The sequence below is a fragment of the Streptococcus handemini genome, from assembly GCF_040984445.1.
Classification (GTDB): Bacteria; Bacillota; Bacilli; order Lactobacillales; family Streptococcaceae; genus Streptococcus; species Streptococcus handemini.
This window is the reverse complement of sequence record NZ_JBFRYH010000029.1, coordinates 1-23834: the sequence shown is the minus strand read 5'-3', so window position 1 is coordinate 23834 and position 23834 is coordinate 1. Positions and strand designations below refer to the sequence as shown.

General features: G+C 40.4%; 23 protein-coding genes. 19 read left to right on the top strand and 4 right to left on the bottom strand.

The features are described from left to right. The 4 genes from ABPH35_RS05975 to ABPH35_RS05960 all read left to right on the top strand — a co-directional run. On the top strand, window positions 1-1199 hold a 1199-nt coding region (locus tag ABPH35_RS05975), incomplete at its 5' end, for an IS1182 family transposase (protein WP_368849652.1). Window positions 1200-1611: 412 nt separating this feature from the next. Then, the gene (locus ABPH35_RS05970; protein ID WP_349989616.1) at window positions 1612-1890 is read left to right on the top strand and encodes an autorepressor SdpR family transcription factor; all 279 of its coding nucleotides are present in this window, start codon (window positions 1612-1614) and stop codon (window positions 1888-1890) included. Continuing rightward, entirely contained in the window at window positions 1877-2488 is a 612-nt protein-coding gene (locus tag ABPH35_RS05965) for a DUF1648 domain-containing protein (protein WP_349989617.1), read from the top strand. Before ABPH35_RS05970 ends, ABPH35_RS05965 begins: the two co-directional genes overlap by 14 nt. Before the next feature lie 17 nt (window positions 2489-2505). Then, on the top strand, window positions 2506-2916 hold the full coding sequence (locus tag ABPH35_RS05960; protein WP_349989622.1) for a GNAT family N-acetyltransferase: 411 nt from the start codon (window positions 2506-2508) through the stop codon (window positions 2914-2916). A 7-nt stretch (window positions 2917-2923) separates the two neighbouring features. On the opposite strand, the gene ABPH35_RS05955 is transcribed toward ABPH35_RS05960, so the two are convergent. Together ABPH35_RS05955 and ABPH35_RS05950 are read right to left on the bottom strand one after the other, a co-directional pair. After that, window positions 2924-3181, bottom strand: a complete 258-nt coding sequence (locus tag ABPH35_RS05955; protein WP_349989618.1) for a GIY-YIG nuclease family protein — start codon at window positions 3179-3181, stop codon at window positions 2924-2926. 7 nt (window positions 3182-3188) lie between these two features. Continuing rightward, the gene (locus ABPH35_RS05950; protein WP_349989619.1) at window positions 3189-3938 is read right to left on the bottom strand and encodes a tRNA1(Val) (adenine(37)-N6)-methyltransferase; all 750 of its coding nucleotides are present in this window, start codon (window positions 3936-3938) and stop codon (window positions 3189-3191) included. A 96-nt stretch (window positions 3939-4034) separates the two neighbouring features. Here ABPH35_RS05950 and ABPH35_RS05945 point away from each other — a divergent pair, with 96 nt between their 5' ends. The 9 genes from ABPH35_RS05945 to ABPH35_RS05905 all read left to right on the top strand — a co-directional run bounded on the left by ABPH35_RS05945 (window position 4035) and on the right by ABPH35_RS05905 (window position 14911). After that, window positions 4035-4781, top strand: coding sequence for a lysophospholipid acyltransferase family protein (locus ABPH35_RS05945; protein ID WP_349989620.1), 747 nt, complete (start codon window positions 4035-4037; stop codon window positions 4779-4781). Window positions 4782-4851: 70 nt separating this feature from the next. After that, window positions 4852-5490 carry a helix-hairpin-helix domain-containing protein gene (locus ABPH35_RS05940; RefSeq protein ID WP_368849651.1) on the top strand — a complete coding sequence of 213 codons (639 nt, stop codon included), beginning with the start codon at window positions 4852-4854 and terminating at the stop codon, window positions 5488-5490. Next, window positions 5474-7711, top strand: coding sequence for a DNA internalization-related competence protein ComEC/Rec2 (locus ABPH35_RS05935; protein ID WP_349989101.1), 2238 nt, complete (start codon window positions 5474-5476; stop codon window positions 7709-7711). The genes ABPH35_RS05940 and ABPH35_RS05935 overlap by 17 nt, the downstream gene beginning before the upstream one ends. Window positions 7712-8213: 502 nt before the next feature. Then, window positions 8214-8543 carry a hypothetical protein gene (locus tag ABPH35_RS05930; RefSeq protein ID WP_349989100.1) on the top strand — a complete coding sequence of 110 codons (330 nt, stop codon included), beginning with the start codon at window positions 8214-8216 and terminating at the stop codon, window positions 8541-8543. 45 nt (window positions 8544-8588) lie between these two features. Next, window positions 8589-9482, top strand: coding sequence for an ABC transporter ATP-binding protein (locus tag ABPH35_RS05925; protein ID WP_349989099.1), 894 nt, complete (start codon window positions 8589-8591; stop codon window positions 9480-9482). Further along, complete coding sequence (locus ABPH35_RS05920; RefSeq protein ID WP_349989098.1) at window positions 9466-11793, top strand: hypothetical protein; 2328 nt, start codon at window positions 9466-9468, stop codon at window positions 11791-11793. Before ABPH35_RS05925 ends, ABPH35_RS05920 begins: the two co-directional genes overlap by 17 nt. 182 nt (window positions 11794-11975) lie before the next feature. After that, the gene (gene holA, locus ABPH35_RS05915) at window positions 11976-13007 is read left to right on the top strand and encodes a DNA polymerase III subunit delta (protein ID WP_349989097.1); all 1032 of its coding nucleotides are present in this window, start codon (window positions 11976-11978) and stop codon (window positions 13005-13007) included. A 75-nt stretch (window positions 13008-13082) separates the two neighbouring features. Further along, window positions 13083-13688, top strand: coding sequence for a superoxide dismutase SodA (gene sodA, locus ABPH35_RS05910; protein WP_349989096.1), 606 nt, complete (start codon window positions 13083-13085; stop codon window positions 13686-13688). Between the two features lie 104 nt (window positions 13689-13792). Continuing rightward, window positions 13793-14911 carry an aminotransferase gene (locus ABPH35_RS05905; RefSeq protein WP_349989095.1) on the top strand — a complete coding sequence of 373 codons (1119 nt, stop codon included), beginning with the start codon at window positions 13793-13795 and terminating at the stop codon, window positions 14909-14911. Window positions 14912-14978: 67 nt separating this feature from the next. Here the strand turns inward: ABPH35_RS05905 and queA are convergent, their stop codons facing one another. Beyond that, entirely contained in the window at window positions 14979-16007 is a 1029-nt protein-coding gene (gene queA, locus ABPH35_RS05900; RefSeq protein ID WP_349989094.1) for a tRNA preQ1(34) S-adenosylmethionine ribosyltransferase-isomerase QueA, read from the bottom strand. Between the two features lie 293 nt (window positions 16008-16300). Here queA and ABPH35_RS05895 point away from each other — a divergent pair, with 293 nt between their 5' ends. Both ABPH35_RS05895 and ABPH35_RS05890 read left to right on the top strand, forming a co-directional pair. Beyond that, window positions 16301-17005 carry a glucosamine-6-phosphate deaminase gene (locus ABPH35_RS05895; RefSeq protein WP_349989093.1) on the top strand — a complete coding sequence of 235 codons (705 nt, stop codon included), beginning with the start codon at window positions 16301-16303 and terminating at the stop codon, window positions 17003-17005. A 97-nt stretch (window positions 17006-17102) separates the two neighbouring features. Further along, on the top strand, window positions 17103-17822 hold the full coding sequence (locus ABPH35_RS05890; protein ID WP_349989102.1) for a 16S rRNA pseudouridine(516) synthase: 720 nt from the start codon (window positions 17103-17105) through the stop codon (window positions 17820-17822). 75 nt (window positions 17823-17897) lie between these two features. Here ABPH35_RS05890 and ABPH35_RS05885 read toward each other — a convergent pair whose 3' ends face one another. After that, the gene (locus ABPH35_RS05885; protein WP_349989092.1) at window positions 17898-19349 is read right to left on the bottom strand and encodes a UDP-N-acetylmuramoyl-L-alanyl-D-glutamate--L-lysine ligase; all 1452 of its coding nucleotides are present in this window, start codon (window positions 19347-19349) and stop codon (window positions 17898-17900) included. 166 nt (window positions 19350-19515) lie between these two features. Here ABPH35_RS05885 and ABPH35_RS05880 point away from each other — a divergent pair, with 166 nt between their 5' ends. From ABPH35_RS05880 to ABPH35_RS05865, 4 genes are read left to right on the top strand one after another with little or no spacing between them, the layout of a single operon-like run. Continuing rightward, complete coding sequence (locus ABPH35_RS05880; RefSeq protein WP_349989091.1) at window positions 19516-20622, top strand: cystathionine gamma-synthase; 1107 nt, start codon at window positions 19516-19518, stop codon at window positions 20620-20622. Next, window positions 20609-21775 (top strand): MalY/PatB family protein, encoded by a 1167-nt coding sequence (locus ABPH35_RS05875; protein ID WP_349989090.1) that lies wholly within the window; start codon window positions 20609-20611, stop codon window positions 21773-21775. Before ABPH35_RS05880 ends, ABPH35_RS05875 begins: the two co-directional genes overlap by 14 nt. A gap of 26 nt (window positions 21776-21801) precedes the next feature. Continuing rightward, window positions 21802-23265, top strand: a complete 1464-nt coding sequence (locus ABPH35_RS05870; protein WP_349989089.1) for an SLC13 family permease — start codon at window positions 21802-21804, stop codon at window positions 23263-23265. A 12-nt stretch (window positions 23266-23277) separates the two neighbouring features. Next, window positions 23278-23547 carry a chorismate mutase gene (locus ABPH35_RS05865; RefSeq protein WP_349989087.1) on the top strand — a complete coding sequence of 90 codons (270 nt, stop codon included), beginning with the start codon at window positions 23278-23280 and terminating at the stop codon, window positions 23545-23547. Window positions 23548-23834 lie beyond the last annotated feature (287 nt).

The window sequence follows — 23834 nt, the reverse complement described above, 5'->3', positions numbered from 1 at the left end:
TGCGTCAAACGATGAAAGAGATCGAGGTGAATACCGCTTATCGTTGGTTCCTTGGGTTGACTTTGGAAGATAAGGTGCCTCATTTCACAACCTATGGCAAGAATTACAGTCGGCGTTTCCAAGACAAACAGGTCATTTCTGCGATCTTTAGTCATATCCTCAATCAAGCTTTGACTGCTGGCTTAATTGACCCCAGTGAGATTTTCGTGGATGGCACTCATATTAAGGCAGCTGCGAACAATCACAAGTACCGTAAGGCAATCGTTGAGCAACAGGCTAAATTTATGAGTGACCAACTTGAACTTGAGATTGAGTTGGATAGGAAGAAACACGCAAAAAAGTCGTTAAAGCCCGTCACAAAAAGCGAGGGTAAGGAAAAGAAAGTGTCAACGACTGATCCAGAGAGTGGCTGGTTTCATAAGGGCGAACATAAGGAAGTGTTTGCCTATTCTGCTCAGGTGGCTTGTGACAAGCATGGTTGGGCTTTAGCTTATAGTATTGAGGCTGGCAATGTCCATGACAGCCAGGCCTTTCCTGTACTCTTTGCCAAACTTGAACCTTTTACCCCACAATTTCTCATCGCTGACTCAGGTTATAAAACACCCAGTATAGCTAAATTTCTTTTAGACAAGAATATCACGCCTGTTTTTCCTTATACCAGACCAAGAGGGATTCAGGGAAAACTTCGTCCTTACGATGAACACTTTGATTGTTACCTTTGCCCTGAAAATCAGGTTTTGGCCTACCGTACTACCACACGAGAAGGGTACCGGGAGTATAAGAGTGATCCTAAGATTTGCGCAGCTTGTCCACTATTATCAGTCTGCACCGAAAGTAGAAACCATCAAAAGGTTATCACACGGCACATTTGGAAGGATTGTCTAGAAATTTGCGAAGATATCCGCCATCAAAGAGGGATGAAGGAACTTTATCAGAAGCGCAAAGAAACAATAGAGCGACTCTTTGGGACGGCTAAGGAGTACCACAACCTCAGATATACACGAGAAATTGGCAAGTCCAAAATGGAGGATAAAGTTGGGCTGACTTTGGCATGCTTAAATCTCAAAAAACTGGTCAACATGATGGCGGGAAGGCCTTTTTATTTTGCCCTAAACCACTCTTCTAGACTATCTTTTTCAAAAATAACACAGAAATCAAAAAGACAAACCAGGCTCTCGACTAGTTTGTCTTCAGTCTAATAAACTGGTCCAGTGGACCAGTTTATCTTAACAAATTAGTGGATTATGTTAGCCCGAACTTAGAAATACGAAAGTGAGGTTAATCCAGTGGATTATGTTAGCCCGAACCTAGAAATACAAAAGTGAGGTTAATCCAGTGCATTATTTTAGCCCGAGCCTAGAAATTCGACAGCGAGGTTAATCCAGTGGATTTCTTCAACTGACGCACCCAGTTAATCTGAAATTAGATTCTTATCTTGACTGAATCTAATTGCCTTGTCAAATAGTTCATAGTACCAGTCCCAGCTAAAATAGTTGGGATTGTTTTTGCATTCTATTTCGATTTTTTTCTAAATAACTATTGACAATGTAGCGTAAAAGGAGTAATCTTCTATTTAGAAATATTTCTAAATATTATGCGAAGGGAGACAATATGGGCTTATCAGAAACATTGAAAGCGATTTCTGCGCCAATTCGTAGGCAGATTTTGGATAGTTTAAAGGCAGGTCCAAAGTCGGCTGGTGAGATTGTAGAACTCTTTCACTTGAGTGGCGCAACAGTCTCACATCATCTGTCAGTGTTGAAAAAGGCAGGCTTGATTCTAGAAGAAAAGCAAAAAAATTTTATTTATTATCACTTAAATTACACCGTATTTGAAGAAGTGCTGGTTTGGATTGCTAGCTTTGGAGGAGAAAAAGATGAAAAAAATTGATTGGAAACTACTGCTGGTGACAAGCTCTCTTTTCTTGATACCATTGGTTCTTGTCGCCCTTTACTATGGACAATTACCTGCTGTGCTCCATACTCATTTTGGAGTGGAGAATAGTCCAAATCAAATGAGCGATAAATGGATGTCGTTGATTTTTACTCCTTTACTGGCTTTTTTCTTTCATATTTTCTTGTGCATTGTTCTTGATGTTACTAAAAATGGTCAGATTCCCGTTGTTAAGGTGGCTAAATGGTTCACGCCTCTTATTACCACGCTTATAACGGTGATGATTTTGGTGTATCATTTAGGTCATCAGATAGATAATCGTCGTTTAGTCGTCGCTTTGTTAGCAGGAGTATATTTGATTATGGGGAATTACACGCCAAAAGCTGTGGTAGGTATGACCTCTCAGGCCTTAGCAGATAGAAGGAAAACGGCCTATCTATTTATAGGAGGCGGACTTGCCATCCTCATCAGCCTTTTCTTTGCTCCAATTGTTTCAGTAATTGCCTTAGTGATGTTTACCGGTGTAGCGATTATTTGGAGCATTTGTGTCGCAGTAAAAGGTTATCGTCATAGCCGTAAATCGGACATCCTATAAAAGTTAAGGAGAAGATGATGATTACTTATGTGAAACAAGCAAAATTAGATATGACATCTGTTCTTGAATTGTACAGAGCAGTAGAATGGACCGGTTATACAGATCAACCTCAGATGTTAGAACAGGCCTTAGCAAATAGCCTACTTGTTATTGCAGCCTTTGATCAAGAAAAGCTCGTAGGCTTGTTGCGAGCTGTGGGAGATGGTGCTTCCATTCTCTTTGTACAAGATATTCTAGTTTTACCAGACTATCAGCGAAGGGGCATCGGGCGAAGCCTGATGGAAATGCTTTTAGCCAGTTATCATGGTATTTACCAACTGCATCTCTTGACAGGCAGAGAAGAAAAGACAATGGCTTTCTACGAATCCTTAGGATTTAAGGCAGTAGATGAGCTAGACTGTGTAGCGTATACCTATGTAAGAAGGTAAAAAAGCCTCACTCCTTATTGGGAGTGAGGTTTTCTGTAATATAATTCAATTTTTGCTGCCGTGTTTTGCGTTTAAAGAGACTTTCTGCTGACATGGCGCTTGGCTTATCGGGAAAGGATTCGTGATAGAGCAACTCAACTGGTCTGCGACTCTGGGGGCGGGTGTATTTGGCTCCTTTTCCGCTATTGTGAGTGGCGATTCGTTTGGCAATATCAGTCGTATAGCCGGTGTACAGGGTATTATCAGCACATTTGACGACGTACATGTAATGTTTAGCCTTTTCCAAAATAAATGTCCTCGATTTCTGCGGTATAGTTTCCGTTTTCTTGGTGAACAATTAACGGTGGCAAAATCTTCAATCCCTCTAAAGAACCGTCTTTAATGGCCTCAATCAACAGCATATTGGCCTCTTTACCTACCTTGGGATGGATAAATTGAACTCGTTTTGGTGCTAGATTGTAAGCCTTCATAGTATCAATAATTTCAAGGAAGCGCTCTGGCCGATGCACCATAGCTAGTCGTCCATTTGATTTGAGGGCATGGCGGCTTACCGCACAAATTTCTTCTAAGTTGGTCGTGATTTCATGTCTGGCTAATAGATAATGTTCACTAGCTTTCAGATTAGGCTGTTGTTCAACCTTAAAATAAGGTGGATTGCAAAGAATTAAATCAACCTGTGAACGTGGAACATGGTTGAGCAAGTGTTTAAGATCATCATGAATCATCTCGACCTGTTCTTCTAATTGGTTGAGGGCAATAGAGCGCCGAGCCATATCTGCCAATCGTTCTTGGATTTCAATCAGAGTGATTTTCGCCTTGGTCTGAGTGGATGCAAAGAGTCCGACAGCACCATTTCCGCTACATAAATCGACAATCAGTCCTTTTTTAGGGAGTTTTGGAAAACGTGATAAAAGAACACTATCAATCGAATAGCTAAAAACTTCCTTATTTTGAATAATTTTAACATCTGTGGAGAACAGTTGATCAATGCGTTCTCCAGCTTGCAAAGTGTGATTTACCATGGAACTATTATAACACAATTGTCACAGCGGATGAAAAATCTTTTCAGACCTTCAAAATATGGTATAATTAAAGAGAATTCAGCAAAGGAGAGTATAATGTTTTATTCCTACTTACGCAGTTTATTAGTCTTTTTATTATGGGCTGTCAACGGCAATATTCACTATCATGACAGGGAAAAAATTCTACCACAGGATGAAAATTACATTTTGGTAGCGCCGCACAGAACCTTCTGGGATCCAGTCTTTTTAGGCTATGCTTCAGCTCCTAAACAATTTATTTTTATGGCTAAAAAAGAATTGTTCAAGGATCGTGGATTTGGCTGGTGGATTAGCAAGTGTGGAGCCTTTCCCATTGACCGAGATAATCCAGGAACCGCGGCTATTAAATATCCTGTCAAGATGTTGAAAAAGAGCAACCGTTCCTTGGTGATGTTTCCTTCTGGAACCCGTCATTCTACTAAATTAAAAGGGGGGGTTGCTGTCATTGCGAAGACAGCGAAAGTTAAAATTATGCCTGCCACCTATATTGGACCGATGACCGTGAAAAATCTTTTATTAGGAGACCGAATCGACGTTGCCTTTGGTAATCCAATTGATATTTCGGATGTAAAACGCCTTGACGATGCAGGGATTGCAGAAGTCACTCATCGGATTGAGTCAGAATTTAATCGCTTGGATGCTTTAGCACGTGCTGCCCAAACCAGCAAGAAACGCTTGGGCTACTGGACTTTTATCTATCGTGTTCCAGTATTGATTCTAGTCGCATTGGTTCTAAGCTTGACTTATCTCTTTAGTTACCTTGCCAGTTTTGTCTGGCAACCAACTACTAATTTAGATCAGTAAATAATCAAAAACTCGTCCTGAACGAGTTTTTTTCACTTCTCTTTGCGAATAAATAAGTGGAGGTAAGAATATGATTGAAAAATGGATACAGATTTTGCATGACTATAAATGGCAAATTGTAGTACCGTCTGGGATAGTAGCAGTGATAGCGACTGTGTTTTTGATAGGACAAACAGCTCATACAGAAGAGCAAGTTAGCTTAACAGAGTTAGCAAGTAGCAGTGAGCAAGTTGTCGAACAACCTTCTAGCTCACCCTCAGAATCGCAGCTGGTTGTAGATGTCAAAGGAGCTGTCAAGAAACCAGGCATTTACCATTTGTCGGCAGGCAGCCGCATCCATGATGCTGTAGAAGCAGCAGGAGGTTTGACAGAAGCAGCTGATTCTAAGTCTATCAATTTGGCTCAAAAACTAAATGATGAAGGAGTTGTTTATGTAGCGACCAAGGATGAAGCCGTTTCGTTTGTTCCTGCTGTAACCACTTCACCAGCAAACGGAGATAAGGGTGAAAAAGGAAGCCTTGTCAATCTCAATACTGCAACAGAAGTAGACCTGCAGACGATTTCAGGCATCGGTGCTAAGCGTGCTGCGGATATTATTGCCTATCGCGAAAGTAATGGTCGCTTTCAGTCGGTTGATGATTTAAAAAATGTCTCAGGTATTGGTACTAAGAGCTTGGAGAATATTCGTCCGTATGTCACAGTTGATTAAGCGTTTGTCTATTGCTCCTATCCATTTAGCTGTTTTGCTTTTGGCTCTCTATTTTGCGATGTACCGCTTATCTTTTTTATCTGTGCTCATGATAGTGGGCTTGTTGCTGCTACTCTGGTTTCGACAGGGGCGAAAAGTCTGGTATCAAGTGCTTCCGATTTTGGGTTGTTTTTTCCTCTTGTTCGGCTTACAACGGGCAAAAATGGTAATGGATGAAGCGTCAGCTCCGACAGAAGTTAGTCAACTGTTGGTCAAGCCAGACACCATTCAAGTCAATGGAGATAGTCTTACATTTCGAGCAACATCATCAGGGCGTTTGTATACTGTTTTTTATCAATTAAAAAGTGAGCAGGAGCAGGCATATTTCAAGAGCCTGTCAAGCCTGGTAGGCTTAGAGGTAGAAGCAACAGTATCTGAACCAGAAGCTCAGCGGAACTTTAATGGATTTGATTATCGGGACTATTTGAGAACGCAGGGGATTTATCGGACGGTCAAGATTAGCCGAATTACAAAAATACAAAAGCGTCTTTCTTGGAATCCTTTAGATTGGTTATCTGTACTTCGGCGAAAAGCACTGGTGTATATCAAAGAGCATTTTCCAAATCCTATGCGACATTATATGACTGGGTTGTTATTCGGAGAGTTGGACAAGGAATTTGACCAGATGAATGACCTCTATTCTAGTCTAGGGATTATTCATTTATTTGCCTTATCAGGTATGCAGGTAGGTTTCTTTGTGGATAAATTTCGCTATCTTTTCTTGCGCTGTGGTGTGCGAAAGGAAGTAGTCGATTGGTTGCAATTTCCCTTTTCCCTTGTGTATGCTGGCTTAACAGGATTTTCAGTCTCGGTCAACCGTTCTCTCTTACAGAAAATCTTAGCAAATCTTGGCATTACGAAATTAGACAATATGGCGTGTACGATTGTTCTATCTTTCTTGCTTATGCCGTATTTTCTATTAACGGCTGGAGGTGTTTTGAGTTTTGCTTATGCCTTTTTGCTGACGGTATTTGATTTTGAGGAACTGCCACATTATAAGCAGGTGTTAGTAGAGAGTTTGGCGATTTCAGTCGGGATTTTACCTTTGTTGTTGTATTATTTTTACAGTTTTCAACCCTTGTCTATCCTCCTGACTTTTCTCTTTTCCTTTGTTTTTGATGTTGTTCTTTTACCAGGCCTCAGCATCGTGTTTCTGCTAGCGCCACTGATACAGATGACGCAGGTCAATGTTTTCTTTGTTTGGATGGAGAGCTGCATCCAGTGGGTTGCAGGTCTGGGATTTAAACCATTGATTTTTGGGAAACCGACAGCAGTGCTATTGGTCATTTTACTAGCAGTTTTGCTCCTTATGTATGATGCCTATCAGAACCGTAAATGGCGTTTCGTTCTCATTAGCTTAGCAGCTCTGTTATTTTTCGTTGTTAAGCATCCCTTGGAAAATGAAGTCACAGTGGTAGATATTGGGCAGGGCGATAGCATCTTTTTACGGGACATGCGTGGTCGAACGGTTTTAATTGATGTTGGAGGGAAGGTAAGTTTTGCTTCCAAAGAAGGCTGGCAAGAAAAAAATGTGCAAGTAAATGCAGAACGAACGTTAATTCCCTACCTTCATAGCCGAGGTGTGAGTCGAATTGACACATTGGTATTGACGCATACGGATACAGACCATGTGGGAGACCTGGTAGAAGTTGCGCAGGCTGTAGACATTGGCTGCATTTATGTATCTGAGGGGAGTCTGACAGTCCCTGATTTTGTAGAGACATTGAAGGGGCTGAACGTTCCTGTCCATGTTGCCCGAGTAGGAGACAAGATACCGATTTTTGATCGTTTTTTAGAGGTGCTTTATCCCTCTAAGGTAGGAGATGGTGGAAATAATGATTCAGTGATTTTGTATGGAAATGTATTACAGACGCGCTTTCTTTTTACAGGTGATTTAGAGGAAGGGGAGTTGGAGTTGGTCAAAACCTATCCGAACTTACCAGTTGATGTATTGAAAGCAGGGCATCATGGTTCAAAAGGCTCGTCCTATCCAGAATTTCTTGATCATATTTCGCCAAAAATTGCCTTGATTTCAGCTGGGAAACAGAACCGCTATAAACATCCTCATCAGGAAACCTTAGCCCGATTTGAAGAGAGGAAGATACGAATATTTCGGACCGATGAGCAGGGTGCCATTCGCTTTAAAGGTTGGAAAAATTGGAGCATCGAGACGGTGAGGTAAGTAGATGAGTATATCTGGAAAATAAATGAAATTGCAGTTTTATCAAATGTTAAATGTATAAAAAACATCTTATTATTGAATTATTTAACAATTATAAAGTTACAATTTATACAATCCCCTGCTCGTCTTGGAAAGCAGGGGATTATTTACGCAGAAGATGACGTGTGTGAGTCGTTAGGTCGTGTTTCAAAAATAAAATACTCAGACTTTTGAAAAGATGGAGAAATTGAGAATGTTAGTTGAAGTTATTTTATTTTGAAAAATTCTCATTAAAAATATGCAAATTTATTGATAGTATAACTTGAAAGCGCATTCTTTTTGTGTTATACTATTAGTTGAAGAATGATATGAATATACTGTAGTAAAAATTTGTACATCATGATTCGAAAGGAAGAGTTTTATTTTAGTAAACATAACAGTGGAAATCTCTCATTTAATAGAAAGGAGAGATGATTATTTTGGGGGAGATTGCACTAGTTATTAAAAATAGGAGGAACTTCTTATGAAAAAATGTATTAAATATTTACTTGGATTAGCTCTAGTAAGTAGTCTTTCTGCTACTATAGCAGTATCTGCAGATTCATTGCTGACAAATGCATCAACTGCTGAGTATGGTACACTTTCCCGTTCCAGAGTTATTTATACTTGGGAAAGCTTTGATCAATATTCCTTTACACGTATTATGCAAAATGCGAATGGTTTTAATATTCCTGTACGTTTTGAAAATACAGGGGATAAGAGAATAATAAGAGGACGTCCTCAGTACCGATATGTTGGTATTATTGAGGATACAAATTTTGGAGTTACCCGAACTGCTCCAGTTTTTGAATGATAGGGAGAGGAGCAGGTGCGCTCCTCTTTTCCATAGGAGGTTGATATGTTAAAAGTTCGAGATATTTCAAAGCGTTATGGTAGTCACCAGGTCTTGTCGTATGTTTCTTTTGATGTGAAGGCTGGGGAATTGGTTGCTTTGGTGGGGCCAAATGGTGTCGGAAAGTCGACATTGCTGAATATTCTAACAAATTTGGAAAAACCAGACACGGGACATGTGGCTATCAATGGTAGATCAAACCAAACACAAGAGATTTTTCATGATCTGGCTTTTATGCTGAATACAGCATCCCTCTATCCCCAATTAACAGGCTATGATCATCTCAGCTATGTGGCAAAACTGCACCAGATTTCTAAGCAAGAAGTGAAAGAGTTGGTTGAACAAGTAGGGATTGGTCATTATGTTAAAAAACGAGTTGCTAGCTATTCTATGGGGATGAAGCAAAAGCTCTTATTTGTCATGGCGATTTTACCAAGACCTAAACTGTTGCTGTTGGATGAGCCACATGTAGGTCTTGATCCGACAAATATTATTCAACAGCGAGAGATTTTATTGGAACTGCAAGAAAAAGGAACGGCTATCCTCCTGTCGTCACACCATTTGTCTGAAATTGAGAAATTAACCCATCAGATTTATTTTTTAAAGGATACCCAGTTGATTGAAAAAGAAATACGAACGCTGGACTATGATTATCAGTTACTGGTGGAAGATTGCCCTGAGTTGAGGCAGGCTTTGAATCTGTTTCCAACTATGTTAGTCCAACGAGTAGAGCAGACAATGTGGGGAGTCTTTACTGTAGAAGAAAATATACTACCGTTTTTGCAGCGAATTCCTGCTTCTAAAGTTAAATCCTTATCGAAAACATCAGAATATATGGAGAGCTTGTATCGAACTCTCTATGTACCAGAGAGGAGGAATCCTGATGAAACTATGGTTTGAGATGAAAAAAATCTTTTCTTCTAGTATCTACTGGTTTTTCGTTTTTCTTAGTATTGGCCTAATGCTTTCTCCTATTTTTCATAGGGAGAAAAACGAGAATGATTATGTTTCAGCTTATACAATAGAGCTGGAAAATATCGGTACTGTTCTCACAAATCTAAAAATTGATGAACAGTCAGAGGAACAGGTGCTAAAAGCTGGAATTCTAAGTGATGTTGAGACGCTTAAACATGCCTTAAAAGAGAAAACATTCGATAGAATTCCTCGCCATCGTACGCAGATGTATCAGGATTTGGAACGACTAGTTGGGAAATATGAAGGAACATTTCGGCAGTTTGGTTCATTGACCAAGGAAGAAGTGCGGCACAAGAAAGTTTGGAATGATTGGCTGGTAAAATACAGTCTAGCTGATGAACCCGAACAGAAAGGCTGGTCTACAGGAAGAATGCTTCAAAAATCTGTCGAACAACTCTTTTCGTTTGGGGGAATTTGTTTAGTTGGCATTTTCTTTCTCATTTTTCAGAGCTTTGACCGCAGAGAAGCCTATCAACGCTGGCAGCTTGTGCAAGTAGACAGTTGTAGCTCGCAGGAGATTCGGCGGATACTAGCTAGTGTCTTCTTGTCAACGGTGGTGTTAGCGATAAGTGGTCTGAGTATGGTAGGACATGGTCTAGTGAAAGGCTATTGTCAGTGGTCTACTTTTTTGGAGCCGGTGGAACTTGTTGGACAAGGTAAACTCATTCCTCTTTGGTTGTACCTGCTTTGTCTATGTACTATCTGGTTCATAATAGTAATCGGTCTAAGGTTAATCGTTGCTATTTTGACATATACATTCAGGCAAGATATAGTTTTTTTAGCTTGTGCTAGCTTTTTAGTATTTTTCCTTGCAGGCGCATCAGAAGGTGCTAGCGGTTTTTCAACAATTCTATCAGCTCCTGTTTTTCTTCATCAGGCTGATTTGCGGACCGTTTTTTTGCAACTTGATGGCTTGGCATTGATAGAATTACTTAGTTTCATCTTTTTTTATCTGTTTGCAGATAAGAGGCGACTTAAACTCTCTATGTCTCAGCAACAGCAATTTGAAACTCCCGATTTATCTCATTCGTGGTCTTTTGAATGGTTACAGTATCGGCGAACACCTTCCCTATCTTATTGGGGGATGGGGATTTTACTACTTGCTGTGCTTTTTTCCATTATGACAACTTTTCAGAAAAATCAGGTAGTAAAGGAAGAAAGGGAAAGTCTGGAGCTAGTTGCGACATTTAGTAAGAGAGAACAGTTCATTAATCGAGAAATAGATGCAAAAATCGACCAGTACCGACAGCTGATACAAGCAGATGATTCTTATAAAAATGATTTGGATAAACTGGTTACGACTCGTAAGATGCAAGAAAAAGAGCAGGAATTTTTCAACCGAATCTATCAGGCTTATTATCAAAATCAGAAAAAACTCCCAAGTATTTATAGGGACTATCTGCAGTTTGTTCAGAAAACGTTGTTAAAAGGAGAAGAGACAGCCTTTTATGAGGGAGATGTTGGCGCAACTCGCACTTTGGAGAATTTACGGCGTTATCAGAGCAGATATGAGATGAGTAGCTATTATTGGGAACAGGTGGAAAAAGCTGGGGCTCCTGTAAGTAGAAGAGGGAAGGAAATCATTATTGAAGACTTGGAAAATCGGTTTGCTACCAATGATGCAAACTTTCCAGTAGAAGATGTTGCTTGGGGAGTTTCGAGAGATTTTTCGGGTGTAGGAACGTTGAGAACCTTTGTAGATGGACCTTTTTATCTTTGTATTATGATGTTGGCAGTCTGGTTAGGCAGTCGTGGAAAAGCAGTTGAGGTGGAAGGAAAAACATGGTTTTTTCACTGTACGCAACCAGTGTCATTACGAGGAGTTTTGCTTCAGAAATGGTGGCAAGGTCTACTGATTGCTTGTGTGACAACGGTTTTGTTCAGTATGATCATTTTTGTCGTGCAATCTATAGTTCATGGGATTGGAGCATGGCAGGATGGCATTATTGCGATGTCACATCAAGAACAGGGTCTTTTTTTACATTTTCTAAAAGAGGAAAATATTTGGGTACAGTTTGTGCCAAATCTTCACTATCTGTGCTGGATGTTTTTAGGAATTATAGGATTGGAAATAGTTCTTGTTTCTGTCAATCATCTCATGCAAGCTTTTTTGTCGAATCGAATTTTGGTTTTCTTGCTGGTCTCAACGGGTTTAGTTGTGGTTGATATAGTACTTTTCCGTGATTTTGTTTTCAATGGAATTGATATTTTTCGTAAATTTTATTTTTGGAGATAACTGTTTGCAATCTACTCCCATTTGTGAAAGAGATTCCATCATGATAGAATAGTGGTAGTCGTGTTTCAGAACAATCTCCTCTTTCATTCCACTGTTTTTCTCGCTCTGGTTGTTAGGTTTGTGAAAAAATGTCCACCGGGCGTTTTTTCTGATATAATGAAGAGAAGAAATGCGAGGAAGCTATGATCGTTATTGATGAAATTCAGAAATTAAGCAAGGAAAGATTAGGTTTATTGACAGTCTTAACAGGAGAAGATGTTGGCCAGTTTCAATTGGCCAAAGAAGCGTTGCTGAAACAAATTAGTTTTGATAGTAGTGATTTGAGCTATGCCTATTTTGATATGTCAGAGGTAGCCTATCGACAGGTGGAACTTGATTTGGTATCCTTGCCTTTTTTCTCTGATGAAAAAATTGTTATTCTGGATTATTTTTCGGATGTGACGACAGATAAGAAACGCTATTTAAGTGATGATGAGCTCAAGCAATTTGAGACGTATCTTGCTCAGCCAGTTGAAACAACCCATTTGATCATTATTGCCGCTGGAAAATTAGATAGCAAACGCCGTCTAGTCAAACTCTTAAAACGAGATGGTCTTGTGTTGGAAGCAACTGCTCTCAAAGAAGTAGAATTTCGGCAATTTTTCATGCAAAAAACGAGAGAAATGGGCCTTAACTTGGAGAATCAAGTCTTTGAACATCTCCTGATGAAATCGAATCTTGATTTTGCTGAGATGCATAAAAATCTTTCTTTTTTACAGTCCTATAAGGGCAGTAGCCAGATTAGTTTAGACGATATTGAGCAAGCTATTCCCAAGACCTTACAGGATAATGTATTTGATATGAGTCAACTTCTTCTGCAAGGGAAGATTGATCCAGCTAGGCAATTAGTCCGTGATTTGCGTTTGCAAGGCGAGGATGAAATCAAATTGATTGCGATATTGCTTAATCAATTCCGCCTTTTTTTACAGGTACAGTTATTGCAAAAAGAAGGGCAAGGAGAACAGCAGATTGTTGCAACATTATCAGAAATAGTCGGTCGAAAAATCAATCCTTTTCAAGTAAAGTTTGCCTTGCGAGATTCGCGTCCGCTCACTCTTTCTTTTCTCAAAAAAGCAATACAAGTCTTGATTGAAACGGACTATCAAATCAAGCAAGGATTATTTGAGAAGAATTACCTGTTTGATCTTGCTTTAATCAAAATTGCCAATGCATGATTTCAGACAAAAAAATTGAAACGGCTCTTAAATTGCGGTAAAATGAGTAGTGTAGAAGATTAAAGGAGGCCGAATATGGCAATTATTTTACCAGATTTACCATACGCTTATGATGCCCTTGAGCCACATATTGATGCAGAAACAATGACACTGCACCACGATAAGCACCATGCAACCTATGTTGCGAATGCAAATGCAGCCCTTGAAAAACACCCTGAAATTGGTGAAGACTTGGTAGCCTTGCTGTCAAACGTGGAAAACATCCCAGCAGATATTCGTCAAGCCTTGATTAACAATGGGGGTGGTCATTTGAACCATGCTCTTTTCTGGGAATTATTGTCACCAGAAAAAACAGAAGTTCCAGCTGAATTGGCAGCAGAGATTGTCGCTACATTTGGTTCATTTGACGAATTCCAAGCAGCCTTTACAACGGCAGCAACAACTCGTTTTGGATCAGGTTGGGCATTCTTGGTTGTCAATAAAGAAGGTCAATTAGAAATTGTTTCAACTGCAAATCAAGATACACCAATTATGAATGGTTTGACACCAATCTTAGCGCTTGATGTGTGGGAACATGCATATTACTTAAACTACCGCAATGTTCGTCCAAATTATATCAAAGCATTCTTCGAAATCATCAACTGGAACAAGGTCAACGAATTGTACCAAGCAGCAAAATAAAATGTGAACGATCAATAAAACAGTCCGGTGGACTGTTTTTTTAATCATTTTCTGCATAAATATGATAAACTAGAGTGATAAGTTCTTTGGAGAGGAGAATTGGTATGGAGATTGCGGCATTTGGTGTAGAAGAATGGTTAAATGATTGGGAAAAGCAAGCAGTCTATGATATTGCTGGGAGTTCGATTGACTCGTTGACAGTTACAGAAGTGCTAGCCTTGGGCGGACTTTCTCAGGAAGAATTTCTGGAAGAATTGTTACAGAAGAAGTTGAATTATGGCTGGATTGAAGGTTCGCCTACCTTTAAGGAGGAGGTAGCAAAATTATATCAACATGTAGCAACGAGCCAAATCCTCCAGACAAATGGAGCAACAGGAGCCAATCATTTGACTCTGTACGCCTTGATTGAAAAAGGGGATCATGTGATTTCGCTGTATCCTAGTTATCAGCAGTTGTATGATATTCCGAAATCGCTAGGAGCAGAAGTTTCCCTTTGGCAGATTCATGAGGAGAAAGGCTGGTTGCCCTCTTTGGATGAGCTAAGAAGTTTAATTCGTCCAGATACTAAGATGATTTGCATCAATAATGCCAATAATCCAACAGGTGCAGTCATGGAACGCCCATTTTTAGAGGAGCTTGTATCTATTGCTCAAGAAGTGGGAGCCTATATTTTATCTGATGAAGTCTATAAACCTTTGGATTCGCGTTATGATGTGCCAGCTATTGTGGATTTGTATGAAAAAGGTATCTCGGTTAACAGTATGTCAAAGACTTATTCTGTTGCTGGGTTACGAGTAGGTTGGGTTGTGGCAAATGATGAGTTGTCCAATTTGTTTAGGAAATACCGCGATTATACTATGATTTGTGCAGGGGTAGTGGATGATGCTCTTGCAAGCTATGTGTTACAGCATAAAGATGCAGTATTAGCGAGAAATCAAGCCATTGTAGAAGAAAATTTGAAGCTAGTCAGAGATTGGGTGGAAGGAGAGCCGCGTGTCAGTTTGGTATATCCAAGTGCTGTTCCAGTTTCCTTTATTAAGCTGGATGTTCCTGAGGAAATCGAAGCGTTCTGCCTGCGCCTATTGCAGGAAAAAGGTGTCTTATTAGTGCCTGGCAACCGCTTTGATCGGCCTGGCTATGCTCGTTTGGGCTACTGTACGCAAGCTAGTACCTTGAAAACAGGTCTAGCTCTATTATCAGACTTCTTGCGACAATATGATTAGCGTTCTAAGTTAGCTAGTTGATGAGAAAAATAGACCTCCCTTGCAAATTTGCGAGAGAGGTTTTTATTTATTTGATAAACATAGCATCACCAAAGCTAAAGAAGCGATATTCTTCTGTAATAGCATGATTGTATGCCTCAAGGACAAATTCGCGTCCGGCAAAGGCAGATACTAGCATGACCAAGGTTGATTTTGGCAAATGGAAATTGGTTGAAAAGGCATCGACCAGTTTGAATTGATAACCTGGTTTAATAAAGATATTGGTCCAGCCTGAGTCTGCTTGAATAGCTCCCTCAAATTTATTTCCAATCGTCTCTAGGGTGCGAATCGAGGTTGTACCCACTGCAATGATTCGATGACCAGATGATTTTACTTTTCGTAGAGTAGCCGCGGCTTCTTCTGATAAGGTGTAAAATTCAGAATGCATTTCGTGTTCGTCTAGATTATCAACAGATACAGGGCGGAAAGTTCCCAGACCGACATGAAGGGTTAAATAAACAAGTTTGACGCCTTTTGCTTCTATTTTTTGCAGTAATTCTTGGGTAAAATGAAGTCCAGCAGTTGGTGCAGCAGCTGAGCCATTTTCTTTCGCATAAACGGTCTGATAGCGTTCACGATCATCTAATTTTTCATGAATATAGGGTGGCAGTGGCATTTCTCCGAGACTTTCTAGCACTTCAAGAAAAATACCAGTATAGGCAAACTCTACAATACGACCACCGTGCTCTAATTCTTCAACAATTGTTGCGGTCAAGCGGCCATCACCAAAGGAGATTTTGCTTCCAACTTTCAATCGTTTAGCGGGTTTTGCAAGAACCTCCCATTGATTACCTTGCGTATTTTTTAGGAGCAACAATTCAACATGTCCGCCAGTTTCTGGTTTTTCACCGTATAAACGGGCTGGCAAAACGCGGGTATTGTTCATGACGAGCGCATCACCAGGCTCTAATTCATCGATAATCTGGTCGAAATGAGCATCTACCATTGTTTGCCTTTTACGGTCAAGAATCAATAAACGAGAAGCATCTCGTTGTTTAAGAGGAACCTGAGCAATCAGGTGTTCGGGTAAGTGAAAATCAAAGTCAGAAGTGTTCATGTGTTTCCTCAGTTCGTTGCAGGTAGGGTTAAGAAATAAATCAATACGAATATCGGAAGGGCAATCAGCAGGCTTCCGACCACAAATAAAGGAATCCACATTCTGGTTCTTTCCTTAATCAAATAGGCAAGGATATCCAGAAGAATTCCAATAATAAATAAAATAAAAATAATCAGGGTAAACATGATTTTATTATAACACAAATTAGGAGTTAGGTCTTGACAAAAATTGGTCTATACAATATAATAAAAGAAAGTGGTATATACCAAAACCAAAAAGAAAAGGAGATTCACATGAAAGTTATTCGTGTTAAAGATCAGGTCGAAGGCGGTGTTGTAGCCTTTGAATTACTCCAAGAAGAGTTGAAAGCAGGAGCTAAGGTTTTAGGACTTGCAACAGGATCAACTCCGATTGAATTTTATAAGCAAGTAGTTGCAAGTGACCTTGATTTTTCAAATCTCGTGTCAGTCAACTTAGACGAATATGTGGGGCTTGGAGTTGAAAGCGACCAGTCCTATATCTACTTTATGAAGGAACATTTATTTGATGAAAAACCATTTAAGGTATCTTACTTACCAAATGGTTTGGCAGAAGATTTGGATGCAGAAGTAGCGCGCTACAATGCTTTACTCGCAGAAAATCCAGTTGATTTCCAAATTTTGGGAATCGGTCGTAATGGTCATATTGGATTCAATGAGCCTGGTTCATCATTTGGTGCTTTAACACGTGTGGTGGATTTGACACCGTCAACGATTGAGGCCAACAGCCGTTTCTTTGAAAAAGCAGAGGATGTACCAACACAAGCTATTTCGATGGGAATTGCCTCTATCATGTCTGCTAAGACAGTTGTGCTCATGGCTTATGGAGAAAGTAAGGCAGAAGCAGTTTATCAGATGATACAAGGTCCAGTAACAGAAGACGTTCCAGCAAGTGTTTTACAAAATCATGCAAATGTTTACGTGATTGTAGACGAAGAAGCTGCTTCACGTTTGAAATAAATAAAAAAGAACAGAAAACCAAGGCTGGGCAGTTTGTCCAGCCTTTTTCTATATATCCATCGAAGCAGGTATCTTCTTGATATGGTACAATAAGATTATGCGATTAGATAAGTGTTTAGAAAAGGCGGGATTGGGCTCGCGTAAGCAGATTAAGACATTGCTAAAAAGTCGGCAGGTGACGGTAGATGGAATGCTTGCTACGGCTGGTAGTCAAATTGTGGATTCTGGTTTGCAGGTCATAGAGGTAAGTGGAAAAAAGGTGGAACTTGAGTCAGCTGTTTATTATCTGCTCAATAAACCTGCTGGGGCCGTATCTGCTGTATCAGATGCCACACATCAGACGGTGATTGACCTCATTGCAGAAAAAGATAGACGAGTGGGACTCTATCCAATTGGGCGACTGGACAGGGACACAGAAGGGCTACTGCTCATTACCAATAATGGCCCCTTGGGCTTTCGCATGTTGCATCCCAAGTACCATGTGGACAAGGTATATGAGGTGGCAGTTAATGGCTTTTTAGCTCCTGATGCGGTAACTTTTTTCAAAAAGGGGATACAGTTTTTCGATGGAACCGTTTGTCAACCTGCGCTATTAGAGATTCAATCAGCGGATATTTCATTTAGTCGTGCAAAAATTCAGATTTCAGAAGGAAAATTTCATCAGGTCAAAAAGATGTTTTTAGCTTATGGAGTCAAGGTGACCTACCTTAAACGTATAGCCTTTGGCCCCTTTGTCTTAGAAGATGACCTTGAAGTAGGTGCCTATCGGGAATTGACCAGCAAGGAAAAAGAAGCCTTAAAAGAATTTTTGGACTAGCAAAATAGTAAAAAGCCCTCATTAGGTAAGAAATCCTAATGGGGCTTGTGTTTTATGACGAATGAGGAGTAGCAGTTATGCTAAATGACGTTTGGCAATGGTCAAGTCACCATCGTAGGGGACTTTGGTATCATTGATAATTTGGTAACCATCTGCCCCTTTTCCTGCAATGATAACAGCATCTGCTGCGGTTCTGGTCATAGAAAGGGCTGTCCGAATAGCTCTTTCACGATCTACAATAATCTGGCTTGGTCGCTCCATGTAGGATTGAATTTCCTGTGCAATAGCTGTTGGATCCTCGCGATTCGGATCATCTGCTGTGAGAATGACCTGCAAATCAGGATAGTGATTGAGGAGAAGACCAAAGTCTTTGCGGCGGCTTTCTCCTTTATTTCCAGGCGCACCAAGGACAAGAATAACCTGTCCTGTTTGATAGCTTAGGACAACCTCAAGTAGCTTACGAATGCTATCGCCATTGTGGGCATAGTCGACAAAAACCCTAGCTCCGTTTGTCTGTGTGAGCACTTCCATTCGGCCTGGAACGCTGGTCGTCGCAATTCCTGTGTGAATATCCGCTAGACTTGCTCCTAAACGCAGGCAGGCAAGACCAGCAGCGATGGCATTTTCTTGGTTGAACTGACCAATCAGCTGAATATCGTAGTGTCCAGTGAGAATACCGCTTGCTTCAAAGTCAAAGGCATGAGAGGACACGATGCGGTTATCAGAATGCGGACCATAGATGTCATGTGGCTTATCCAGAACCTGGTCTTTCACTACTTGAAAATGATTCATACCGCTATTTAAAATGACAGCTCTGCTATGTTTCATCAATAGTCGCTTGTGATAAAAATAATCTTCAAAACTAGGATGCTCAATAGGACCAATATGATCTGGGCTGATGTTGAGAAAGACACCGACATCAAAGGTCAGACCGTACACCCGCTTGACCAAATAGGCTTGGCTTGAAACCTCCATAATCAGATGGGTACGACCATTTGCAACGGCTTCTGCCATCATGGCAAATAAGTCAATGCTCTCAGGCGTTGTCAATGTTGACTTGAAAAACGTTTGCCCATCCAAAGTTGTATTCATCGTAGACAGCATGGCAGGCTTATAGTTTTGAGTGAGAATAGAATAGGCAAAGTAGGCAGCAGTCGTCTTCCCCTTTGTCCCAGTAAAAGCGAGGAGTTTTAACTTGTCCTGCGGATTACCGTAAAATTCCATGGCAATCAGACTCATAGCTTGCTTGATGTCTGTTACCATAATGGCTGGAATACCGACTTCGTAGTCCATTTCAGCGATGTAAAAGCGGAGACCCTGTGCGATGGCAGTTTCTAAAAATTCCCGCTTAAATTGCGCTCCCTTGACAAAAAAGAGCGTATTTTCATCCACCTTGCGGCTATCATAGCTGATTTGCTGAAAGACTTCCTCGTCAGACCAATTATAGAAATAACGTTCTCGGTGTAGGATTTGGCGGAAATTCTGATCGTTTTTTAAAATACGTAATACAGTTTCTAGTTTTATCATAGTTCTATTGTAAACTGATTGTGAAAGATTGACAAGTAAAAGAGAGAAGATATAAGAGGAAACTATATCGATAGGTCTAAAAAGACTATGGCATTTTTCCAGCTTTTGGTGAAAATTTTCCGAATAAATGCTAAAATAGCTAGTATATTCATAAAGGGAGGAAGATATGGCAGATTATAAAGTAGACACGTTGTTGGCGCATGTTGGAATCAATGCAGATGAAAAGACAGGTGCCTTGGTATCACCGATTCATTTATCAACGACCTATCAACATCCTGAATTTGGTCAATCGACTGGCTTTGATTATACACGGACTAAAAATCCAACACGGGCCAATTTGGAGAAGACACTAGCGGCTATTGAACAGGCGGACTATGCCTTGGTTACAAGTTCTGGTATGGCCGCGTTGGTCTTGCTATTTAGTGGTTTTCCAGTTGGGAGCCGGATTGTAGCTGCTAGAGATTTATATGGCGGTAGTTTCCGTTGGTTCAATGAACAAGAAGCAAATGGACGCTTTACGTTCTCCTATGCTACTCATGAGGAGGAATTGTTGGATCAGATTACAGATGAAACTGACTATGTATTTATTGAAACGCCGACAAATCCTTTAATGGTGGAATTTGACATTGTCAGGGTCGCGGAAGTAGCGCATGCCCACGGTGCAAAGCTCATCGTGGACAATACCTTTTATAGTCCTATTTATCAGAATCCAATCCCTCTAGGAGCTGATGTGGTGCTTCATTCGGCTACCAAATATTTATCAGGTCACAATGATGTTCTAGCGGGTGTGCTAATAACCAATGACCAAGCCTTGTATGACAAGCTCTTTTATGACCAGAACACAACCGGTCCAACTCTATCTCCTTTTGACGCTTATTTGCTCATGAGAGGTCTTAAAACACTTTCCTTGCGCATGGAGCGCTCTACCAAAAATGCTCAGAAAATAGTAGATTATTTACGGCGATCACCAGCCGTTCGCGAGGTTTACTATACAGGAAAAGGTGGCATGGTATCCGTTAAGGTCTTAGATGAGTGGAAAATCCCAACCATTTTAAATCAGTTAAAAGTCTTTACTTTTGCAGAAAGTCTAGGTGGTGTGGAAAGTTTGATTACCTATCCAGCGACCCAAACGCATGCAGATATCCCTAGAGAAGTTCGTTATTCCTACGGCTTGACAGATGATTTGCTCCGTTTGTCTATTGGGATTGAGGACGCAGAGGATCTAATTGATGATTTGAAACAGGCATTGGAGGACGAATATGGGAAGATTTGATTTTACAACATGTCCGAATCGTTTGGCACAGCATTCAATGAAATGGAAAAGTAGTGAGCAAAATCCAGACCTTCTTCAGATGTGGGTAGCCGATATGGATTTTCTTCCTTTACCAGAAATTCGAGAAGCAGTTATGCAATACGCCACCAATCATATCTTTGGCTATACCTATGCCAGCGATGATCTCTATCAGAGCATTATCGATTGGGAAAAGGTAGAGCATGGCTATGAAGTGGATCGAGAGGATATTGTGCTGATTGACGGCGTGGTTCCTGCGATTTCGGTTGCGCTTCAGGCTTTTACCAAGGAAGAAGATGCTGTTCTCATCAATACGCCTGTTTATCCTCCTTTTGCTCGTACCGTGAAGCTCAATCAACGCCAGCTGGTAAGTCATTCTCTAATCAAGAAAAATGGCCATTTTGAGTTGGATTTTAAGCAATTGGAAAAAGACTTTATCGATCACCAGGTAAAATTGTATATTTTTTGTAGTCCACACAATCCTGGTGGCCGTGTGTGGAGCAAGGAAGAATTGGCACAAATTGGTCATTTGTGTCAAAAATATGGCGTTTTACTGATTTCAGATGAAATTCACCAAGATTTAGCCCTGTTTGGACACCATCACGTACCTTTTCATACTGTTGATGAAGCCTTTGAAGACTTTAGCATCATTTTATCATCTGCAACCAAAACGTTTAATATTGCAGGAACAAAAAATAGCTTTGCCTTGATTCCAAATGCGGGCTTGCGAAAGAAATTTACCAAGCAACAGTTGCGCAATAATCAGCATGAAATCTCAGCCTTAGGTCTTTTAACGACAGAAGCAGCTTTTCGCTATGGGAAGCCTTGGTTGACAGAATTGAGGTCTGTCTTGGAGCGAAATATTACCTTTGTCGTTGAGTATTTATCAAGCCAGACCAAAATTGAGGTGATGAAGCCAGAAGGGACCTATCTCTTATGGCTGGATTTTTCAGCTTATGCTCTCAGTCATGAGGAAATTCAGGACAAGTTGAGAAAAGAAGCGCGTGTGGTCTTAAATGACGGTATCACCTTTGGTAAGGAAGGCGTATACCATGCTCGTTTTAACGCAGCAGCACCATTTGAAACGGTTCAAGAAGCCTGTGAGCGGATTGCGACAGCCTTTGGACATGGATAAGTTTTATAGGAATAGGAGATGAGAATATGCAGTGGAAAAAGAAAGAATGGAGCACGATGTTGGGATTGGGAGTCTTGATTGTTTCTTTTCTCAATACAGCTTTGGATTGGCAGTTGTTTGGCTTATCTAGCCCGACTTTTGCTGCTCTTGCAACCTTAGTTGGAAGTTTGATTTTATGGTTGTTTGTGGCAACAGATTGGCCGAGTTTGCTAACATTGGTTAGTCTCGGACTGATTCCAGAAATCACTTATGGACAGGTTTCACAGTGGTCTTTTGGGAATACAACATTTGTATTTTTACTGTTTACCTTTGTGATGACCTATGCCCTGAATCAGACTTCGTTTTTAAAACGAGTTACATCAAAAGTAGTACATAGTCGATTTGCAATGAGTCGCCCATCACGCTTCATCATTGCCTTTTTAGGAGTCGTTCTTATCTTGAGTAGCGTGATTTCACCGACAGTAATCTTTATGTTCCTGCTACCTCTTTTTGAGGAAATCTGCCTACAATTTGGATGGAAAAAAGGGGATAAGTCAGCTTCTCATCTCTTGATTGCCATGTTTATTACAATTGCGATTGGGACAGCCATGACACCAATTAACCATGTCTTTGCTATCACAGCTATGGGGCTATATTCGGCTATGTCCAAGGTGGCCATCAGCAATTTACAATACATGCAATTTGCTGTACCGGCAGGTCTAGCTATCTTTCTCATCTTGCTTTTATCCATTCGCTTCTTGTTCAAAATCGATACAAAGGAGATTCAGTTGAAAGAACTGAATAGTTTGAGTGATTTGGATCCGATTGACAAACGAGAAAGTTGGATTGTTGGGCTCTTTTTAGGCATGGTAGTTATGTGGCTGGTTCCTGAGATTTTAGCAGGTGCATTTCCTGCATTTGCTAGTTTCTTTAAACAAGCTGGTATTATGTTCCCACCACTACTTATGACAGCTGTGTTGGCCTTGCTACACGTAGATGGGAAACCATTGTTAACAATTTCAGAAGCCATTTCAAAGGGAGTACACTGGCCAAGTATGCTCTTAGTTGGTTCAACTTTGGCTCTAGGAACGGTTTTATCAAATGAAAAAATAGGTGTTGTTGCTGTCTTGAATGAGCAACTATCACCGTTTGTGGTAGGGCTTAGTCCAGTTTTAATGGTGGTGTTCTTTGTCGTTTGGGCAGGTATTCAGACCAACTTCACCTCTAATCTGGTGACAGTTTCTGTCGTGACAACCATGGCTCTGACGATTTTCCAATCGGCAGGAACCCAATTTTCAGCCAATATTGCAGTTATCTGCTGTGCGATTGGTTTTATGGCTTCACTTGCCTTTGTGACAGCTCCAGCCATGCCTTATGTCGCGATTTCGATTGGTACAGGTTGGACGAATAGTCGCGACACGTTTCTTTTTGGTTGTTGGATGCTCATCTGGTGTATCCTATCAGCCATTGCTATTTTCTATCCACTTGGGGTAGTCATTTTAGAGAAATAGGAGAATGTTACTATGTTATCAAAACAAAGAGAAAAAATTGATCAGATTGATAAAGAATTGGTGCGTTTATTTGAAGAACGAATGCAGACAGCTTTAGAGGTTGTAGCCATTAAGAAAGAACATGGTCTACCGGTTCTTGATAGTAGCCGTGAAGCTCAAGTCATTGAAAAAGTTTGTAGCTACCTCAATGACGAGACATTGCGTCAGCCGTTGACAGAATGGTATACGGAGATGATGCGGTTGTCCCGCGCCCACCAACAAAAACAATTGGATGACGAATAAAGAGGAAAGAGTTTGTCCCACTCCCTTTTTGTTTTGTGTGGAAGTATTTGTAAAAGACTAGCGTACTCAAACAATAATACGTGTTAAATGTATTAATCTATGGTATGATAATAACTATAGTAGATGACTCGTTAAAGTTTTTATAGAATGTAAATGGAGGAAGTTTGAAAAAAGTCAAAGTTAATTGAGCTATTGTTTACCCAAATTTTGGGCATACTAAAAAGAGGTCTTGAAACCTGATTTTTAAAATGAAACGACGTTAAAACCGTGTTGTTGTGCGTATCGAA

Bases quoted from the DNA above. Each gene is read 5' to 3' on its own strand.
- ABPH35_RS05970 (WP_349989616.1), top strand. From the start codon at position 1,612: ATGGGCTTATCAGAAACATTGAAAGCGATTTCTGCGCCAATTCGTAGG.
- ABPH35_RS05965 (WP_349989617.1), top strand. From the start codon at position 1,877: ATGAAAAAAATTGATTGGAAACTACTGCTGGTGACAAGCTCTCTTTTC.
- ABPH35_RS05960 (WP_349989622.1), top strand. From the start codon at position 2,506: ATGATTACTTATGTGAAACAAGCAAAATTAGATATGACATCTGTTCTT.
- ABPH35_RS05955 (WP_349989618.1), bottom strand. From the start codon at position 3,181: ATGTACGTCGTCAAATGTGCTGATAATACCCTGTACACCGGCTATACG.
- ABPH35_RS05950 (WP_349989619.1), bottom strand. From the start codon at position 3,938: ATGGTAAATCACACTTTGCAAGCTGGAGAACGCATTGATCAACTGTTC.
- ABPH35_RS05945 (WP_349989620.1), top strand. From the start codon at position 4,035: ATGTTTTATTCCTACTTACGCAGTTTATTAGTCTTTTTATTATGGGCT.
- ABPH35_RS05940 (WP_368849651.1), top strand. From the start codon at position 4,852: ATGATTGAAAAATGGATACAGATTTTGCATGACTATAAATGGCAAATT.
- ABPH35_RS05935 (WP_349989101.1), top strand. From the start codon at position 5,474: ATGTCACAGTTGATTAAGCGTTTGTCTATTGCTCCTATCCATTTAGCT.
- ABPH35_RS05930 (WP_349989100.1), top strand. From the start codon at position 8,214: ATGAAAAAATGTATTAAATATTTACTTGGATTAGCTCTAGTAAGTAGT.
- ABPH35_RS05925 (WP_349989099.1), top strand. From the start codon at position 8,589: ATGTTAAAAGTTCGAGATATTTCAAAGCGTTATGGTAGTCACCAGGTC.
- ABPH35_RS05920 (WP_349989098.1), top strand. From the start codon at position 9,466: ATGAAACTATGGTTTGAGATGAAAAAAATCTTTTCTTCTAGTATCTAC.
- holA (WP_349989097.1), top strand. From the start codon at position 11,976: ATGATCGTTATTGATGAAATTCAGAAATTAAGCAAGGAAAGATTAGGT.
- sodA (WP_349989096.1), top strand. From the start codon at position 13,083: ATGGCAATTATTTTACCAGATTTACCATACGCTTATGATGCCCTTGAG.
- ABPH35_RS05905 (WP_349989095.1), top strand. From the start codon at position 13,793: ATGGAGATTGCGGCATTTGGTGTAGAAGAATGGTTAAATGATTGGGAA.
- queA (WP_349989094.1), bottom strand. From the start codon at position 16,007: ATGAACACTTCTGACTTTGATTTTCACTTACCCGAACACCTGATTGCT.
- ABPH35_RS05895 (WP_349989093.1), top strand. From the start codon at position 16,301: ATGAAAGTTATTCGTGTTAAAGATCAGGTCGAAGGCGGTGTTGTAGCC.
- ABPH35_RS05890 (WP_349989102.1), top strand. From the start codon at position 17,103: ATGCGATTAGATAAGTGTTTAGAAAAGGCGGGATTGGGCTCGCGTAAG.
- ABPH35_RS05885 (WP_349989092.1), bottom strand. From the start codon at position 19,349: ATGATAAAACTAGAAACTGTATTACGTATTTTAAAAAACGATCAGAAT.
- ABPH35_RS05880 (WP_349989091.1), top strand. From the start codon at position 19,516: ATGGCAGATTATAAAGTAGACACGTTGTTGGCGCATGTTGGAATCAAT.
- ABPH35_RS05875 (WP_349989090.1), top strand. From the start codon at position 20,609: ATGGGAAGATTTGATTTTACAACATGTCCGAATCGTTTGGCACAGCAT.
- ABPH35_RS05870 (WP_349989089.1), top strand. From the start codon at position 21,802: ATGCAGTGGAAAAAGAAAGAATGGAGCACGATGTTGGGATTGGGAGTC.
- ABPH35_RS05865 (WP_349989087.1), top strand. From the start codon at position 23,278: ATGTTATCAAAACAAAGAGAAAAAATTGATCAGATTGATAAAGAATTG.